The sequence below is a fragment of the Serratia grimesii NBRC 13537 genome (assembly GCF_001590905.1).
Classification (GTDB): Bacteria; Pseudomonadota; Gammaproteobacteria; order Enterobacterales; family Enterobacteriaceae; genus Serratia; species Serratia grimesii.
On record NZ_BCTT01000012.1, the window covers coordinates 126775 to 144301 of the forward strand.

Here is a 17527-nt window from a genome sequence, read left to right on the forward strand (position 1 = left end):
TAGCAAGAAGGATATTTGCATAAGCCGCAATCACTGCTCACAATGGAGACCTCACTTGCCGTTGTAAAAGAGAGCACCATGAGCCAGAGCCACTTTTTTGCCCATCTGTCACGCTTGAAACTGATTAATCGCTGGCCGCTGATGCGCAATGTCCGTACCGAGAATGTTTCCGAACACAGTCTGCAGGTAGCGTTTGTCGCTCATGCGTTGGCCGTGATCAAAAACCGAAAGTTCAATGGCAACCTGAGCGCCGATCGCGTCGCCCTGCTGGCGATGTATCATGATGCCAGTGAAGTGATCACTGGTGACATGCCGACGCCGATCAAGTATTACAATCCACAGATCGCCCACGAATATAAGAAGATCGAAAAGATCGCCCAGCAGAAGTTGCTGGATATGATTCCCGCCGAGTTACGCAACGATTTCCGCTCCATTCTTGACGAGCACTATTACACTGAAGACGAAAAATTGGTGGTTAAGCAGGCAGATGCGCTCTGTGCCTACCTGAAATGTCTGGAGGAGTTGTCTGCCGGTAATAACGAATTCAAGCTGGCGAAAGCCCGGTTGGAAAAGACCCTGCAGCAGCGCAGCAGCCCGGAGATGGATTACTTCATGAATGTGTTTATTCCCAGTTTCAGCCTGTCCCTGGACGAAATCAGCCTGGACTCCTCCCTGTAACCTTCATGGCGCAGCACGCTGCGCCGTTAATTAAAAAGCATACAGCCACGGCACAATAATCACGCTGACCAACATCACCAGTAGTGTGAATGGCACGCCCATACGGACAAAATCACCAAACTTATAGTTCCCCGGCCCCAGCACCAAGGTATTCACCGGCGAAGAAACTGGCGTCATAAACGCAGCTGACGCGGCGATAGCGATAATCATCGCAAACGGGTACGGCGAGACACCCATTTCACGCGCAGCGGCAATAGCAATTGGTGCCATCAGTACAGCCGTCGCCGTGTTGGAGATAAACAGCCCGATAGTGGCACACAGTGCGAACAGACACACCAGCATGACCCGTGGTCCAGCACCACCGGCAACATCCATTAACCCGCGGACGATCAAGTCCACCCCGCCTGTTTTTTGCAGTGCCTGGGCGAACGGCATCATGCCGACAATCAAGATAATGCTCGGCCAATGAATCGACTTATAGGCACTTTCCATGTCGATACAGCGGAACTTTCCCATCAATAAACAGGCAATCAATGCGGCGATGGGATTGGGGATCTCATCAGTCAACATCATGGCCACCATCAGCGCCAAACAGAACAACGCATGCGGTGCCTGGGTGATCGCCGGTGCTACCTCGTCGACCTCTGCCGGCAAGTTGAGCACGATGAAATCATGGGTTTTTACCTGCAATTGACGAATGGCCTTCCAGTCACCGATCACCAGCAGGATATCGCCCAACGCTAGCGGTTCATCCACCAATTTACCCGGCAGCGTTTTACCATTGCGACGTATGCCGACCACGTTCAGATCGTAGCGACTGCGAAAGGTAGATTCACGCAGGCTTTTGCCCAACAGCGTTGAATCGGGGATTAACGACACTTCCGCCATACCCACGTTGCGTGATTGTTCGGAGAAGTAATCGCCGCGTAATACCATCGGCTCCAGTTGCTGATCACTGCAAAACTCGCGGAGATCCACCTGGCTGTCCGACATATCGAGCAAAAGTACGTCCCCTTCACGCAGCTCGGTGCTGCCGGATGCGCTTACCATCACACGCCGAAAGCGTTTCCAACGTTCAATCCCCACCACGTTTGCGCCGTAGCGGGCGCGCAGATGCACTTCGTCGAGCGAGCGCCCCACCAGCGGAGACCCGTTACGGATAGCCAGCCGGCGCGCCCTGCCCGTCAGCTTATAGTCGCGGATCAGATCACGGAAAGTGCGACGCTGCCAGGTTTCGCGCGTTTTGTCACCGTCGTCATTGCTCAACCAGCGGCGAGCCACCAACATGTAGCCCACGCCCAACACCAGTACCGCTAACCCGACTGGCGTCACGCCGAAAAAACCAAAGCCGCTAATGCCCTCTCGCACCAATTCGCTGTTCACTACCATGTTTGGCGGCGTCGCCACCAGCGTCATCATGCCGCTAATCAGACCGGCAAAGCTCAGCGGCATCATCAACCTGCCCGGGGCAATTTTCATACGCGCCGCCACGCTAAGCACCACCGGAATAAAGATTGCCACCACGCCTGTCGAGCTCATGAACGCGCCCAGCCCGGCCACGGTGACCATCAGCAACATCAACATCTTGGTTTCACTACTACCGGCAACTTTCACCAACCAGTCACCCACCTGATAAGCCACACCGGTGCGTACCAACCCCTCACCGATCACGAACAGCGCAGCAATCAGAATTACATTGGGGTCACTAAAGCCCACCGTAGCCTCAGACAAGGTCAGTGTGCCACTTAGCACAAAGGCGATGATCACCAGCAACGCTACGACGTCCATACGCAGCTTATTCGTGGTAAACAGCACAATGGCAATCAACAGTAAACTCAGCACCCACAGTAATTCGCTGTTCAAAACGGCCTCATCCGGCAGAGATATCCAAGGGCTTAAAAAATAGCATAAAAAAACCCCGCCGATGCGGGGTCTAATCAATTAGGGTGAAGATAGAGATCCTGGCGTTACGCCACCAGACGAATCTCTGCGCCCTGTTCCGTTTTGTGCACGGCGATCTGCTCAAGCGATGTCAGCAGCAAATCGACCTGATCCCGTTTTGGTGCATCGGCAGGTGCATTGACTGCAATCACCTGGCAACCCGCAGCCAAGCCAGAAAGAATACCGGCAGCAGCATCTTCAACCACAACGCAATCCTGCGGCGCCAAGCCGAGACGTTCAGCGCCCAACAGATACGCATCCGGCTGCGGTTTGCCATGTTTTACCTGTTCAGCAGTAATGAAAACTTCTGGCTCTGGCAAACCCCCTGCGCGACGGCGAGCGGTAGCGACCGGGATAGAGCCGGAGGTAACGATCGCCCACGGAATATCGAGTTGGTCCAACCGCGCCAGCAACGCCGCGGCCCCAGGCAGCGCAGTCACGCCATCGGTGTCCTGTGCTTCTACTTGCTCCAACAGCAAGAACTCTTGCTGAATAGCGTCCTCACTTTCACCCGGCATAAAGTGACGCAACGAGGTAATGGCCTGTTTACCGTGAATAAAATCCAGTACGTCCTGCGGATTAATGCCGCGGCGTGTGGCCCAATTGATCCAGGCGCGCTCTACCGCCGGCAACGAATCCACCAACGTCCCATCAAGATCGAACAGAAAACCCTTACACTCCACAGGAAACCTCTTTTATTCAGGCATTGATAATTTGCGCTATCTCAACGGCGCTCAAATGATATTGGCGTGGGCATGACAGCCAGATCGCCAGCATACGCTGGTACTTTTCCCACATTTTGGTTTGGGCGTTAAAGCCGTGGCTGCCGGAATCGAAATGAGTATAACGCCCCTCGGTATTAACCAGGAAACGCACGTAGCTCAAATGACGTGCTTCGGTGGCAGCGTCAAAACCGAGAAACGCCAGTCGACGTGCCTCAATCCCCTGTTTTTCCTTCAGGTTATCCCAGGAAACCTGCAATGCATGGTGCATTTCCATCACATTGATAATGGTGCGGCACACGTCTTCGCTCATTTCACCAAAATCGCGGTCCAGTTCGCGCATCTGTAGGCCGAAACCGCGTTCGATAATGGTCTGCAGGCGACGGTAACGTTCAGCGTTATCCGGATCAAGCAGGGTCATCATCTTGTATTGGTTTGACAGGATTAGCCGTTGAGCGTGGGTCATTTCCATCATAATTTCCTCGATAAATTGCTTATGGCGGAAGCATCGCACAGCGCAATATCGCAGGAAATCACAACTCACCGGTTCTTTGATTTAAACCGGGGTTATTGGTCACAACAGTAAAAAGGCCGCTGAAGAATGCGGCCATTTTTGATGTTACAGATCATCCAGGAAGGTTTTATCCAACTGCTTGAAGGCGCGTTTCAGCAGATCCGCCAATGCCTGATAGGTCGGCGTGCCTTCTACCGGCGCAACCGCCTGTCCGGCTTCCGTCAGCTTGTTACGCACTTCGTGGAACCATTGCAACAGCGTTGGCGGCAATGGTGTGATCGAACGACGACCTAACCACCACAAACCTTGCATTGGCATGCTACAGGCGAACAATGCCGTGGCAATGGCCGGACCTAACTGACCACCAAGGGCAATCTGCCAGGTCAGGGTAAACACCGCCAGCGGCGGCATAAAGCGGACGGCAAAACGGGTGGCACTCGCAACGCGATTCTCCGGAAAGACCGGAGCCAGACGTTTGTCTGACGGCCAGGTTTTCATATAATGCTGCCCGCGCTGGAATACCTGAAACCAGCTTACGGAACCGGACGGTTTGCTCGTCATCACGTACCTCAACGTCACAAAGAAAAATAAGGGCACGGCAAACACAATACTAAAAAATTTGAAGCTTTAAATTTATTTTGTGTTTGCCTCAGGCTATCGGTATCCTAAGCCGGCCTTTTGGCCGGTAGAAGATGACAAGAATTCTGTCAACTTTTAGCCCTATAAAAATCAAGATTACTTAAACCGCAGAGAAATCATCGGTTTTTTCATCATCATGTGGTTTGTGCAATTCACATGATGTTAATCATAAATGTCAACGGCATTATGCGCTACGCTTGTTGTCTGATTGACGATTAATTCACCACGTGTTTTGGTCTTTCCTTTAACAACACGAACTATTTAAGTAGGTACTTCCATGTCGAGTAAGCTAGTACTGGTCCTTAACTGCGGCAGTTCTTCCCTGAAATTCGCTATCATCGATGCTGTCAACGGTGAAGAACACCTCTCCGGCTTAGCCGAATGTTTCCACCTGCCTGAGGCTCGCCTCAAGTGGAAGATGGACGGCGCCAAACATGAAGCTGCTCTGGGTGCCGGCGCTGCGCACAGCGAAGCACTGAACTACATTGTTAATACTATTCTGGCACAAAAACCGGAGCTTTCTGCACAGCTGACCGCTATCGGTCACCGTATTGTGCACGGCGGCGAGAAGTTTACCGCTTCTGCTGTAATCAATGATGATGTTCTGCAGGGTATCAAAGATGCCGTACCATTTGCACCACTGCATAACCCAGCGCACCTGATCGGTATCGCTGAAGCATTGAAATCCTTCCCTAAACTGGCTGATAAAAACGTTGCTGTGTTCGACACCGCGTTCCACCAGACCATGCCGGAAGAATCCTACCTGTACGCCCTGCCGTACAGCCTGTACCGTGACCACAGCGTTCGTCGCTATGGCGCACACGGCACCAGCCACTTCTACGTGACTCAAGAAGCAGCGAAAGCGCTGAACAAGCCTGTTGAAGAAGTTAACCTGATCACTTGCCACCTGGGCAACGGCGGTTCTGTAACTGCAGTGCGCAACGGTAAATGTGTTGATACCTCCATGGGTCTGACTCCACTGGAAGGCCTGGTGATGGGTACCCGCAGCGGTGACATCGATCCAGCCATCATCTTCCACCTGCATGACGCACTGGGCATGAGCGTTGATCAAATCAACAAAATGCTGACCAAAGAATCCGGCCTGCTGGGCCTGACTGAAGTCACCAGCGACTGCCGTTATGTCGAAGACAACTACGAAACCAAAGCCGATGCCAAACGTGCAATGGACGTATTCTGCCACCGTCTGGCCAAATACATCGGCGCATACAGTGCACTGATGGATGGCCGTCTGGACGCGGTAATCTTCACCGGCGGTATCGGTGAAAACGCGGGCATGGTGCGTGAGCTGACCCTGGATAAACTGGGTCTGCTGGGCTTCGAGATTGACCACGAGCGCAACATGGCTGCTCGTTTCGGTAAATCCGGTGCCATCACCAAAGACGGCAGCCGCCTGGCGCTGGTTATCCCGACCAACGAAGAATTGGTCATCGCGCAAGACGCATCCCGTCTGACCGCGTAACGCTTTCCGACACCGTCAGCCCAGGCTGGCGGTGCTGTTTTAGCCTTCATACTTGAAGCCGCAGCCACGTTGACTGAACGCGTTCACCCGGGTCATTTAGTTATCTAAACGCTCAGGGCCGCACGTGTTTACTGCCTGGCTGCAACTTCAACTATTTTGGCTATAGCCTCATGTTAAATCGTGAAGAGGACTATTCTGTGTCACGTACAATTATGTTGATCCCCACTGGCACCAGCGTCGGCCTGACCAGCGTCAGCCTGGGTGTCATCCGCTCCATGGAACAAAAAGGCGTTAGCCTGAGCGTGTTCAAACCTATCGCTCAGCCACGCACTGGCGGCGACTCGCTCGACCAAACCACCACCATCATCCGTAGCAGCAACTCCACGATTACAGCCGCTGAACCGCTGCGTATGAGCTACGTTGAAGGCTTGCTGAGCTCCAACCAGCAAGACGTGCTGATGGAAGAAATCGTGGCTCGCTACCACGAGAACACCAAAGATGCGGAAGTGGTGTTGATCGAAGGTCTGGTACCGACCCGTAAGCACCAGTTCGCCAATGCGCTGAACTATGAAATCGCCAAAACGCTGAATGCAGAAATCGTCTTCGTACTGGCGCTGGGCAACGATTCCCCAGCACAGCTGAAAGAGCGCATTGAGTTGGCCCGCAGCAGCTTCGGCGGCAGCAAAAACAAAAATATCACCGGCGTGATCATCAATAAGCTTAATGCACCAGTTGATGAGCAGGGCCGTACCCGCCCTGACCTGTCCGAGATCTTCGACGATTCCACCAAGGCCAGCGTAACCAACGTTGACCCGGCGCAACTGTTCGCCAACAGCCCGCTGCCAGTATTGGGCTGTGTGCCGTGGAGCTTCGATCTGATTGCAACCCGTGCTATCGACATGGCCCGTCACCTGAAGGCCACTGTGGTCAATGAAGGCGACATCATGACCCGTCGCGTGAAGTCTGTGACCTTCTGTGCGCGCAGCATCCCGCACATGCTGGAACACTTCCGTCCGGGCTCACTGCTGGTCACTTCGGCAGACCGCCCTGACGTGTTGGTGTCCGCCTGTCTGGCAGCCATGAACGGCGTGGAAATCGGTGCCATTCTGCTGACCGGTGGCTATGCCATCGACGAACCGATCAGAAAACTGTGTGAACGTGCCTTCCAAACCGGCCTGCCGGTATTTATGGTCGACACCAACACCTGGCAGACCTCACTCAGCCTGCAAAGCTTCAACCTCGAAGTGCCAGCGGACGACCACCAGCGCATCGAGAAAGTGCAGAACTACGTGGCCAGCCACATCAACGCCGAGTGGATCGAGTCTCTGACCGCCACCTCTGAGCGTTCACGTCGTCTGTCTCCACCAGCGTTCCGTTACGAGCTGACCGAACTGGCACGTAAAGCCGGCAAACGCATCGTGCTGCCTGAAGGCGATGAACCGCGTACCGTGAAAGCGGCAGCTATCTGTGCCGAACGTGGTATCGCAGAATGTGTGCTGTTGGGTAACCCGGAAGAGATCCAACGCGTTGCCGCCGCTCAGGGCGTTGAGCTGGGTAAAGGCATCGAGATTGTTGATCCGGTCGCTGTCCGTGAACAGTATGTGCCGCGTCTGGTTGAGCTGCGCAAGAGCAAGGGCATGACCGAAGTGGTTGCGCGCGAGCAACTGGAAGACAATGTGGTTCTCGGTACTCTGATGCTGGAGAAAGGCGAAGTCGACGGTCTGGTTTCTGGTGCGGTTCACACCACTGCCAACACCATCCGTCCACCGTTGCAGTTGATCAAAACCGCACCGGGCAGTTCATTGGTGTCGTCCGTGTTCTTCATGCTGCTGCCTGACCAGGTTCTGGTTTACGGCGACTGTGCGATCAACCCGGATCCAACCGCAGAGCAACTGTCTGAGATTGCTATTCAGTCAGCAGACTCCGCTGCCGCCTTCGGTATCGAACCACGCGTAGCAATGATCTCCTACTCTACCGGTAACTCCGGTGCGGGTAGCGACGTTGAGAAAGTGCGTGAAGCGACTCGTCTGGCACAGGAAAAACGTCCTGACCTGATCATCGATGGCCCGCTGCAATACGACGCCGCCATCATGGCTGACGTTGCGAAGTCCAAGGCGCCTAACTCGCCAGTTGCAGGCCAGGCCACCGTGTTCATCTTCCCTGACCTGAACACCGGTAACACCACCTACAAAGCAGTACAACGCTCTGCAGATCTGGTGTCCATCGGGCCAATGCTGCAAGGCATGCGCAAACCAGTGAACGACCTGTCGCGTGGCGCACTGGTAGACGACATTGTTTACACCGTCGCGCTGACCGCCATTCAGTCTTCTCAGGCTGATGCCGCAGCAATCAAAGCCTGATAATTCCTGAGTTATCAGATAAAAAAACCGGTCAATTGACCGGTTTTTTTTATTGCGAGAACACGTCAGGCGTTTTCGTCGGTATCACGCAGTGGTTTACCGTAGGCCTGTTCATTGTTGCGTGTCAGCCACAGCGACAGTGCTTTGAGTGAATCCGGTGTGAATTCGTCGCAGCGTGCAGTGATTTCTTCCGGCGTCAGCCAGCTCACCTCAACCACTTCTTCTTCCTGCAGAGCAAACGGACCATGGGAGACACAGCTGAACAGCGCGCCCCAAACCCGGCACTGTTCTTCTTCGAAGTAGAACAGCCCATGCTCGGCGAAAGGAACGCCAGCAATACCCAGCTCTTCTTCCGCCTCGCGGCGCGCAGAATCCAGCACATTCTCCCCGCTTTGCACTACGCCACCCGCAGTGGCGTCCAGCCAGCCCGGATAGAAATCTTTAATGTCGGTGCGACGCTGCACCAGAATTTTACCCATTCCATCATGCACCACAATATAGGTAGCACGATGACGCAGCCGTTGAGCACGCATCTGTTGGCGACTGGATTGAGCAATCACTTCGTTTTGCTCGTCGACGATATCAACCCACTCGGTATCTGCAGCCTGACCCTGTTCCGCCATCCTCTAAAACCTTCTATTTTGGCGCGATGCATCCCGCGCACTGGTTAATCAATGAGTGTTTTTCAAAGATTTTTATTGTGTGTGTATAAATTAGTGCGTTAATGCCACCTCTGCAACAGCCTTGCCGCTGTGCAACGTGACCACACTTAAAATGCCGTCCTCCAGTATGCCATAGCTGGCGGGAAAGCCCCCTTTCGGAATGCTGACCGACCCTGGATTAAAGCAGTAAATATCCCCCTGCCGCTCCGCCTGCGGTAAATGAGTGTGTCCATAAACCAGCACATCTCCGGCAGATAACGGCGGCAGTGCGGAAGGATGATAAAGGTGACCGTGGGTTAAAAACAATCGTCTTTTTTGCAATAGCACCTGCTGCCAAGACGCCGTGATAGGAAATGACAGTAACATCTGATCAACTTCACTATCACAGTTGCCGCGAACGGCGATGATCTTGTCGCTATAGCGATTCAAATGCTCAGCAACCTGCGCTGGCTGATATCCCGCGGGTAACGCGTTTCGTGGCCCATGATTCAGCAAATCGCCCAGTAAGATCAGCCAATCGGCACCGCTTTGTTCAAAGTGATCCAGCACACTTTCGGTGGCAGGGAGTGAACCATGTATATCCGAGGCAAATATCAGCTTCATAACCTTGTCCTTGATAAGGAAATAAGCCCTATTTTAGCGCGCTGTCACTGCACGGCAAACCGCAGATTTACCTACAGAGAATTGTGAGGCATCTTGTGGAGATAGCATCAGACGAATCTCACATAGCCTGCTATTCTTAGCTGCTATTGTAGGTAATCCTATAGAAAGATCTCTGATATACCTTTGTGCGCGGCGAAGACCGCAACACCGTGTAATGACTTACAGATCACCTTACCGCAGGAGGCAACATGATTGACCTGTATTACGCGCCTACTCCAAATGGTCACAAGATTACCCTGTTTCTGGAGGAGGTTGGCTTACCCTACCGTATCCACCGCGTAAATATCAGCGCCGGCGATCAGTTCAAGCCGGAATTTCTGAGCATTTCACCCAACAACAAAATCCCGGCGATCGTCGACCAGCAACCGGTTGATGGCGGAGCCCCTATCAGCCTGTTCGAATCCGGTGAAATTCTGCTGTATTTGGCAGAGAAAACCGGCAAACTACTGAGCAAAGGGCTACGCGAGCGCGCAGCTACGCTGCAGTGGCTGTTCTGGCAGGTGGCAGGATTTGGGCCGATGCTGGGACAGAATCACCATTTCAATCATTACGCGCCACAACCCGTCCCTTACGCCATTGAACGTTACCATCTGGAAACCAAGCGCCTGTATGCCGTACTGGACGCCGAGCTGCAAAAGCATCCATACCTGGGTGGTGATAACTACAGCATCGCCGATATTGCGACTTATCCATGGGTAGTGTCACACCCCCGTCAGCGCATCGATCTGGCGGATTACCCGGCAGTGCGCAACTGGTTCGAACGTATCAGTAACCGCCCGGCAACCGAGCGTGCTTACAAACTGGCTGAACAGGGTTAAATTTCCGACTCCCCGGGCTCCGGGGAGTTTCCCTCGGCTCGTTATCTTTTCCTTACTTTCCGTGTATTCTGGGCGCAAATAATCAGACCTGTGGAGATTCTCTGATGTCATTTAGTCAACCCGACGCCATTATTCGTATAAAAAATCTGCGGTTGCGTACTTTCATCGGTATCAAGGAAGAAGAAATCAACAACCGTCAGGACATCCTGATTAACGTCATGATCCATTATCCGGCAGATAAAGCGCGCGACAGCGAAAACATTGACGATGCGCTCAACTACCGAACCATAACTAAAGCCATCATCCGCCATGTGGAAGATAACCGCTTTGCCCTGCTGGAAAAATTAACTCAGGATGTGCTCGATATCGTGAAACAACACGCCTGGGTAACCTATGCTGAAGTGGAGATAGATAAACTATTGGCCCTGCGCTACGCCGACTCGGTTTCGATGACCATGAGCTATCGCCGGGCCTGAAACTACAGCTTCAGGGAGAATCGACCATGCGGATCCTGATCACCGGCGCCACAGGATTGATAGGGAGCAGCCTGACACAGCGGCTGCTGGGCCTTTCTCACCAAATTACGGTGTTGAGCCGCAACGTGCAGCACGCACGTGAACGGTTTGGCGAACAAGTCGATTACTGGTCAACGCTGCAAGATAAACCCTCACTGGAGGGTTTTGACGCCGTAATTAACCTGGCCGGTGAGCCGATCGCCGACAAGCGCTGGAGCAAGGCACAGAAAGAACGCCTGTGTCACAGCCGTTGGGATCTGACCGAGCAGTTAGCAAAGCTGATTAATGCTAGCAGCACGCCGCCCAGCGTGCTGATTTCAGGCTCCGCAACCGGCTACTATGGCGATCAGGACCAGGCGGTCGTCACCGAAGACGAAGTCCCGCATGACGAATTCACCCATATGCTGTGTCAACGCTGGGAGTCATTGGCACTCCAGGCACAAAGCAATACCACCCGGGTATGTCTGCTGCGCACTGGTGTCGTCCTGGCAGCCAAAGGCGGTGCACTGGCGAAAATGCTTCCCCCCTTCCGTATCGGGCTCGGTGGGCCAATGGGCACGGGTCGCCAATATCTGCCGTGGATCCATCTGGATGACATGATAAACGGCATTATTTATTTACTGGATCATCAGACCCTGCAAGGGCCGTTCAATATGGTCGCCCCTTATCCCGTTCATAACGAGCAGTTTGCCGCTCAACTCGCTAACGTACTCGATCGACCGGCATTTTTGCGTGTACCGGCATTCGCCCTGCGTTTATTAATGGGAGAAGCGGCGGTATTGGTATTGGGGGGACAACGCGCAGTGCCGAAACGTCTGGAAGAAGCCGGTTTTAGTTTCCGTTTTTTGGAGCTGGAACAGGCATTGGATGATGTTATCAATCAGCGGCTAGACGATCGCTGAGGATCTTGTAGGGGCCGGAGAGATCCGGCCCCTACAACTGCTATTTTAATGCGCCGGAAAGAAACTGCTGCAATCGGGGGCTTTTCGGATTACCAAACAACTCGGCCGGTGGCCCTTGTTCTTCAATCAGTCCCTTATGCAGGAAAATCACGTGGCTGGACACATGGCGTGCAAACTCCATTTCATGCGTCACTACCACCATGGTTTTGCCCTCTTCGGCCAGCTTCTGCATGATTCGCAGTACTTCGCCAACCAATTCAGGATCCAGCGCTGACGTCGGTTCATCAAACAGCAAGACTTCAGGTTCCATCGCCAATGCCCGTGCGATGGACACACGTTGCTGTTGACCACCAGACAAGTGCACCGGATATTTGCCACGAGCACGCTCATCGATACCCACTTTATCCAGATAGCGGACCGCACGCTCACGCGCTTCCGTCTTGCTCAAACCCAACACCTGCACAGGTGCTTCCATCACGTTCTCCAGCACCGTCATGTGACTCCACAGGTTGAAGTGCTGAAACACCATCGTCAGGCGGGTACGCAGCAGTTGCAGCTGTTTTTTGTCAAACACCTTCAACTGACCATCCTTGTCACGCACCATACGAATATCTTCGTTGTTCAGGCTGATAGAACCTTCACTCGGCTTCTCCAGAAAGTTAATGCAACGTAAAAAGGTACTTTTACCGGAGCCGGAAGAACCGATGATGCTAATCACATCCCCGGCATTGGCCGCCAACGATACGCCTTTCAACACTTCATGGTCACCGTAGCGCTTGTGCAGTTCAGTGACGGCTAATTTATTTTCAGACATAGTTTCTTCCCGTCATTTATCAGTGGCTAACATGCGCCATCCAGCGCCTTTCAGCTTTGCGGAACAAGCTGATTAACACATAAGAGATGATCAGATACAGCACCGCCGCAATCCCGAAGGCGTAGAACGGCTGATAGGTCGCCGCATTAATATCGCGTGCGATTTTCAGCAGGTCCGGTACGGTAGCGGTAAACGCCAGCGCGGTGGAGTGCAACATCAAGATCACTTCGTTGCTGTAGGCCGGCAGTGCGGTCCGCAACGCCGAAGGCAAAATAATGCAGCGATACATCTTAAAGCGGGAAAAACCATAGGCGTTGGCCGCCTCGATCTCACCGTGCGGCACCGAACGAATAGCCCCGGCGAAGATCTCGGTGGTGTAGGCGCAGGTGTTAAGCGTCAGCGCCAAAATGGTGCAGTTCAACCCGCTGCGGAAGAACGCATTGAGGAACTCGCTGCCACGCACGATCTCCAGACTGTACATACCGGAGTAGAACACCAGCAACTGCACATACAACGGTGTACCACGAAACACGTAGGTATAAAGCCATACCGGGAAGCGTACCCATCTTATGGAAGAGACACGCGCCACCGCCATCGGGATTGCCAGCAGGCCGCCCATCACCACCGACGCAATAAGCAGCCACAGCGTGACCGCCACGCCGGTGAAACGATAACCGTCGCTCCAGAGTAACGATTCCCAGTATTGGTGCAAAATATCGATCATAGCTCGGCCCTCTTGACGCCCAATGAATAACGCCGTTCAAGCCACAGCAACACCCCGTTGGAAACCGTGGTGAAAACCAGATAAACCACACCAGCCACGATCGCGAAGAAGAACGGTTGGTAGGTACCTTTCCCGGCCAACTGAGTGGCTTTCACCACGTCATTAAGGCCAAGAATAGACACCAGTGCCGTTGCTTTCAGGATCACTTGCCAGTTGTTGCCAATGCCCGGCAGGGCAAAGCGCATCATCGCAGGGAACAGAATGCGGCGGAAAATCTGCGGACCGGAAAAACCATAGGCGGTTGCTGCTTCTATCTGCCCTTTCGGTACGGCCATATAAGCACCGCGGAAAGTTTCAGTGAAGTAGGCACCGTAGATAAACCCGAGGGTAATGATCCCCGCACTGAGCGGATCGATATCAATTTGCGAGAAGCCAAGCAGTTCAGTGAGGTTATTGAGCGCAATTTGCAGACCGTAAAAAATCAGCAGCATCAGCACCAGATCGGGTACACCGCGGATCAGCGTCGTGTAAGCACCGAAAATCATCGAGACCAGTGGGTTATGTGAAAGTTTACCGCCAGCGCCGATCAGACCAATCACCACCGCCAGCACTACGGAACTGAGGGCCAGCTCCAGCGTCACCAAAGCGCCCTCAAATATCAATTGGGAATAGCCTTGCAGCATTTACTTCACCCTGTCGTCATTGGATCCCGAACCATCGGGGCCGGTGGGTCGGCCCCGAAGTCACAACATGGAACGGTGCGCGGAATTATCCGCCGTAGACGTCAAAGTCGAAGTATTTCTTCGCAAACTTGTCGTAACTACCGTCTTTGCGCATCTCGGCAAAGGCTTTATCTAATGCTGCCTTCAGTTCGGTATCGGTCTTACGCAAACCCATACCGGTACCGACACCAAAGAACTTGTCATCCTTCACCGACTCACCGGCAAACGCGTAATTTTTACCTGGAGGCTGTTTCAGGAAGCCATCGCTGCCAGCCACTTCGTCCTGGAAGGCGGCATCAATACGGCCTGATGCCAGGTCGGCGTACACCAGATCCTGGTTCTGATAAGGTACAACGGTGATGCCCTTAGGCTGCCACATGGCGTTAGCATAGGCTTCTTGAGTAGTACCTTGCAGCACACCGATGCTTTTGCCTTTCAGCGCGTCCACGGTAGGCAATAGCTTCGAGCCTTTCGGGGCGATCAGACGGGCGTTAGCGGCATACAGCTTGTCGGTAAAGGCAATTTCTTGCTGGCGTTTTTCAGTGATCGACAAAGAAGAGATAATGGCGTCAATTTTCTTCGCCTTCAGGGAAGGGATCAGCGCATCAAAATCGCTTTCCACAAAGGTACATTGGGTATTTATGCGTTTGCACAGCTCTTTGGCCAAATCGATATCAAAGCCGACCAGCTCACCTTTGGCATTTTTTGACTCAAAGGGGGCATAGGTCGGATCGGTACCTATCTTCAGCGTCGATGGTACAGCGGCAAATGCGCTGCTTACCGCGCTCAAAGCCAAGACTAAAGGAAGAACCTTAACCAGCTTTTTCATAAATTACCCTCAAATTGATTTTTTGATGCCACTGCGGGCATTACTTTTCCACCAAATCAATTTGCAGTAATCGTGCCACATTTGTTGCTGTAGGCGGAGGGAACGGCTCCGGCCTTCACAAAACTGTTTCCTGGGACGATAACCGCAAAATTAAATCGGCCAGTCTTGGCCGCGCCACGGGCAGTGGGTAAATACCAAAGCCTTGAAACAGTGAGCGTGATGAAGTGGGATCATTATGGTGCATGCGCCGCCCTAATTCAGTGCGGTGTTGCACAAATGTGCCAAATTGGGGAGAAATTTGTTAATTGGCACCTTGCCAGCGGGTAAATAAATCCTTCGGTAATTCAATGTCAAATTGGTCAACCACTCGGTTTACGGTTTGATCGATGATGTCTTCGACACTCTCAGGACGGTGATAAAACGCCGGCACTGGCGGCATAATTACCGCGCCCATTTCCGCCGCCTGGGTCATCAGCCGCAGATGGCCAATATGCAATGGGGTTTCACGCACGCACAACACTAACCGGCGGCGTTCTTTCAAAACGACATCCGCAGCACGCGTCAGTAAACCATCGCTATAGCTATTGGCGATACCGGATAACGTTTTGATCGAACAAGGTAAAATCACCATACCTGCCGTTTTGAACGAGCCGGAAGAAATGCTGGCACCAATATCGCGAGAATCATGCACCACATCGGCCAGTGCCTGCACTTCACGCAAGCTGAGCGTAGTTTCCAGAGACAGCGTTTGCCGCGCGGCATTACTCATCACCAAATGGGTTTCTACCTCTGCGACATCGCGTAATACCTGTAGCAAGCGCACGCCGTAGATTGCGCCGCTGGCGCCGGAAATACCGATGATGAGTCGTTTCATAAAACTGGCCTCTGCCACGAAAAAGATAGGATCAGGCAGACTTTGCCGCAATGGCGAGGGATAAGCAAGTCAGGGAGGGATAATGCACTGCGACAGACGCCGCAGTGCACCTTGGTTGCACAACGCAGGAGTTTAACCTTCGTTATGCATTTCCAGATTTTCCGCCTCGGTTTGACCACGCAGTTCTTTGGCGTCGTCGTTACGCAGCGATTCCAGATACTCGAGATAACTTTGATCAACATCTTTAGTGACGTAGATACCGTTGAATACCGAGCATTCGAACTGCGCGATATCTGGGTTCTCTTCGCGCACTGCTTCGATCAGATCGTCCAGGTCTTGGAAGATCAGGCCATCAGCACCGATGATCTGACGGATTTCATCCACTTCACGACCATGAGCAATCAGCTCATTGGCACTCGGCATATCGATGCCATAAACGTTAGGGAAACGAACCTCTGGTGCAGCAGAAGCCAGATAAACCCGCTTGGCACCAGCGTCGCGCGCCATCTCGACGATCTGCTCCGAGGTCGTGCCGCGCACAATGGAGTCATCCACCAGCAGCACATTCTTGTCGCGGAATTCAGCACGGTTGGCGTTTAGCTTACGGCGTACTGACTGACGACGCGCCTGTTGGCCAGGCATGATGAAGGTGCGGCCGACATAGCGATTCTTCACGAAACCCTGGCGGTACGGCTTATCCAGAATGCGTGCGATCTCCAATGCGATATCGCAGGAGGTTTCCGGGATCGGAATCACTACATCAATATCCAGATCTTCCCATTCGCGAGCAATCTTCTCACCCAGCTTCTGCCCCATACGCACACGAGCGCTGTAGACCGAAATCTTGTCCATAAAGGAGTCTGGACGAGCGAAGTAAACATACTCGAACAAGCAAGGGTTGGTTTTCGGATTCTCTGCACACTGACGAGTGAACAATTGGCCCTTATTGGTGATATACACCGCTTCGCCCGGCGCTACGTCGCGCAGGAACTCAAAGCCCAGCGTATCCAACGCCACGCTCTCGGACGCCACCATATACTCATTGCGGCCATCTTCAAGCTGACGTTTACCGATCACTAACGGACGAATGCCGTGCGGGTCACGGAATGCCAACAGGCCATGGCCGATGATCATCGCGACACAGGCGTAAGCACCACGCAGTTGCTGGTGCATGGCGGCAACGGCAGTGAAAATATTGTCGGATTCCAGCGGATAGTGTTGGAAACGGTCCAGCTCACTGGCCAGCACGTTCAGCAGAATCTCAGAATCGGACGTGGTATTGATATGGCGGCGACCGCTTTCGAACAGCTTCTGGCGCAGTTCATGAGCATTGGTCAGATTGCCGTTATGTGCCAGCGTAATACCGAACGGCGAGTTGACATAGAAAGGTTGAGCCTCTGAAGCACTGGAGCTGCCAGCCGTCGGGTAACGCACATGGCCAATACCCATGTTGCCCTGCAAGCGCTGCATATGGCGTGCCTCAAACACATCCTTCACCAGGCCGTTTGCTTTACGCAAGCGGAACCCGTTATGGGCATCAATGGTGACGATGCCTGCGGCATCCTGGCCACGGTGCTGAAGCACCGTCAGCGCATCATAAATCGACTGGTTTACCGGCATAAAACCGGCGATACCGACAATACCGCACATGTTGTCTTTTCCTCATCAGC

General features: G+C 53.2%; 18 protein-coding genes. 6 read left to right on the top strand and 12 right to left on the bottom strand.

From position 1 onward, the window contains the following. The first annotated feature begins 78 nt into the window (after positions 1-78). The gene (gene yfbR / locus SGR01S_RS16485; protein ID WP_037421003.1) at positions 79-678 is read left to right on the top strand and encodes a 5'-deoxynucleotidase; all 600 of its coding nucleotides are present in this window, start codon (positions 79-81) and stop codon (positions 676-678) included. A 30-nt stretch (positions 679-708) separates the two neighbouring features. Here the strand turns inward: yfbR and SGR01S_RS16490 are convergent, their stop codons facing one another. The 4 genes from SGR01S_RS16490 to yfbV form a co-directional block, all read right to left on the bottom strand. Beyond that, positions 709-2541 (bottom strand): SLC13 family permease, encoded by a 1833-nt coding sequence (locus tag SGR01S_RS16490; RefSeq protein WP_061808025.1) that lies wholly within the window; start codon positions 2539-2541, stop codon positions 709-711. Positions 2542-2645: 104 nt separating this feature from the next. Next, positions 2646-3302 (bottom strand): sugar phosphatase, encoded by a 657-nt coding sequence (locus SGR01S_RS16495; protein WP_061808026.1) that lies wholly within the window; start codon positions 3300-3302, stop codon positions 2646-2648. Between the two features lie 16 nt (positions 3303-3318). Beyond that, complete coding sequence (locus SGR01S_RS16500) at positions 3319-3813, bottom strand: YfbU family protein (RefSeq protein WP_037421009.1); 495 nt, start codon at positions 3811-3813, stop codon at positions 3319-3321. A gap of 147 nt (positions 3814-3960) precedes the next feature. Further along, positions 3961-4416, bottom strand: a complete 456-nt coding sequence (gene yfbV, locus SGR01S_RS16505) for a terminus macrodomain insulation protein YfbV (protein ID WP_037421013.1) — start codon at positions 4414-4416, stop codon at positions 3961-3963. A gap of 355 nt (positions 4417-4771) precedes the next feature. On the opposite strand from yfbV, the gene ackA reads away from it, so the two are divergent. Beyond that, a complete protein-coding gene (ackA, locus tag SGR01S_RS16510) occupies positions 4772-5974 on the top strand; it encodes an acetate kinase (RefSeq protein WP_037421017.1) in 1203 nt (400 codons plus the stop codon). 197 nt (positions 5975-6171) lie between these two features. Continuing rightward, positions 6172-8334, top strand: a complete 2163-nt coding sequence (gene pta, locus SGR01S_RS16515; protein WP_037421075.1) for a phosphate acetyltransferase — start codon at positions 6172-6174, stop codon at positions 8332-8334. A gap of 65 nt (positions 8335-8399) precedes the next feature. On the opposite strand, the gene yfcD is transcribed toward pta, so the two are convergent. Both yfcD and yfcE read right to left on the bottom strand, forming a co-directional pair. Beyond that, positions 8400-8957, bottom strand: a complete 558-nt coding sequence (gene yfcD, locus SGR01S_RS16520) for an NUDIX hydrolase YfcD (protein WP_037421019.1) — start codon at positions 8955-8957, stop codon at positions 8400-8402. A gap of 90 nt (positions 8958-9047) precedes the next feature. Beyond that, complete coding sequence (yfcE, locus tag SGR01S_RS16525) at positions 9048-9599, bottom strand: phosphodiesterase (RefSeq protein WP_061808027.1); 552 nt, start codon at positions 9597-9599, stop codon at positions 9048-9050. Positions 9600-9847: 248 nt separating this feature from the next. Between yfcE and yfcG the strand changes: the two genes are divergently transcribed. The 3 genes from yfcG to SGR01S_RS16540 all read left to right on the top strand — a co-directional run bounded on the left by yfcG (position 9848) and on the right by SGR01S_RS16540 (position 11894). Further along, positions 9848-10477: a GSH-dependent disulfide bond oxidoreductase gene (yfcG, locus tag SGR01S_RS16530; RefSeq protein ID WP_037421025.1), complete on the top strand. Its 630-nt coding sequence runs from the start codon at positions 9848-9850 to the stop codon at positions 10475-10477. 104 nt (positions 10478-10581) lie between these two features. Further along, on the top strand, positions 10582-10953 hold the full coding sequence (folX, locus tag SGR01S_RS16535; protein WP_037421028.1) for a dihydroneopterin triphosphate 2'-epimerase: 372 nt from the start codon (positions 10582-10584) through the stop codon (positions 10951-10953). Between the two features lie 26 nt (positions 10954-10979). Next, positions 10980-11894 (top strand): TIGR01777 family oxidoreductase, encoded by a 915-nt coding sequence (locus tag SGR01S_RS16540; protein WP_037421030.1) that lies wholly within the window; start codon positions 10980-10982, stop codon positions 11892-11894. Between the two features lie 40 nt (positions 11895-11934). On the opposite strand, the gene hisP is transcribed toward SGR01S_RS16540, so the two are convergent. The 6 genes from hisP to purF all read right to left on the bottom strand — a co-directional run bounded on the left by hisP (position 11935) and on the right by purF (position 17507). Next, positions 11935-12708 (bottom strand): histidine ABC transporter ATP-binding protein HisP, encoded by a 774-nt coding sequence (gene hisP / locus SGR01S_RS16545; RefSeq protein WP_037421033.1) that lies wholly within the window; start codon positions 12706-12708, stop codon positions 11935-11937. Between the two features lie 19 nt (positions 12709-12727). Beyond that, positions 12728-13432: an ABC transporter permease gene (locus SGR01S_RS16550; RefSeq protein WP_061808028.1), complete on the bottom strand. Its 705-nt coding sequence runs from the start codon at positions 13430-13432 to the stop codon at positions 12728-12730. Further along, complete coding sequence (locus SGR01S_RS16555; RefSeq protein ID WP_037421039.1) at positions 13429-14115, bottom strand: histidine ABC transporter permease HisQ; 687 nt, start codon at positions 14113-14115, stop codon at positions 13429-13431. Before SGR01S_RS16555 ends, SGR01S_RS16550 begins: the two co-directional genes overlap by 4 nt. 85 nt (positions 14116-14200) lie before the next feature. Continuing rightward, the gene (gene hisJ / locus SGR01S_RS16560; protein ID WP_061808029.1) at positions 14201-14983 is read right to left on the bottom strand and encodes a histidine ABC transporter substrate-binding protein HisJ; all 783 of its coding nucleotides are present in this window, start codon (positions 14981-14983) and stop codon (positions 14201-14203) included. A gap of 301 nt (positions 14984-15284) precedes the next feature. Further along, complete coding sequence (locus SGR01S_RS16565; RefSeq protein WP_037421045.1) at positions 15285-15857, bottom strand: UbiX family flavin prenyltransferase; 573 nt, start codon at positions 15855-15857, stop codon at positions 15285-15287. Between the two features lie 132 nt (positions 15858-15989). Continuing rightward, positions 15990-17507, bottom strand: coding sequence for an amidophosphoribosyltransferase (purF, locus tag SGR01S_RS16570; protein WP_061808030.1), 1518 nt, complete (start codon positions 17505-17507; stop codon positions 15990-15992). Positions 17508-17527: the final 20 nt, after the last annotated feature.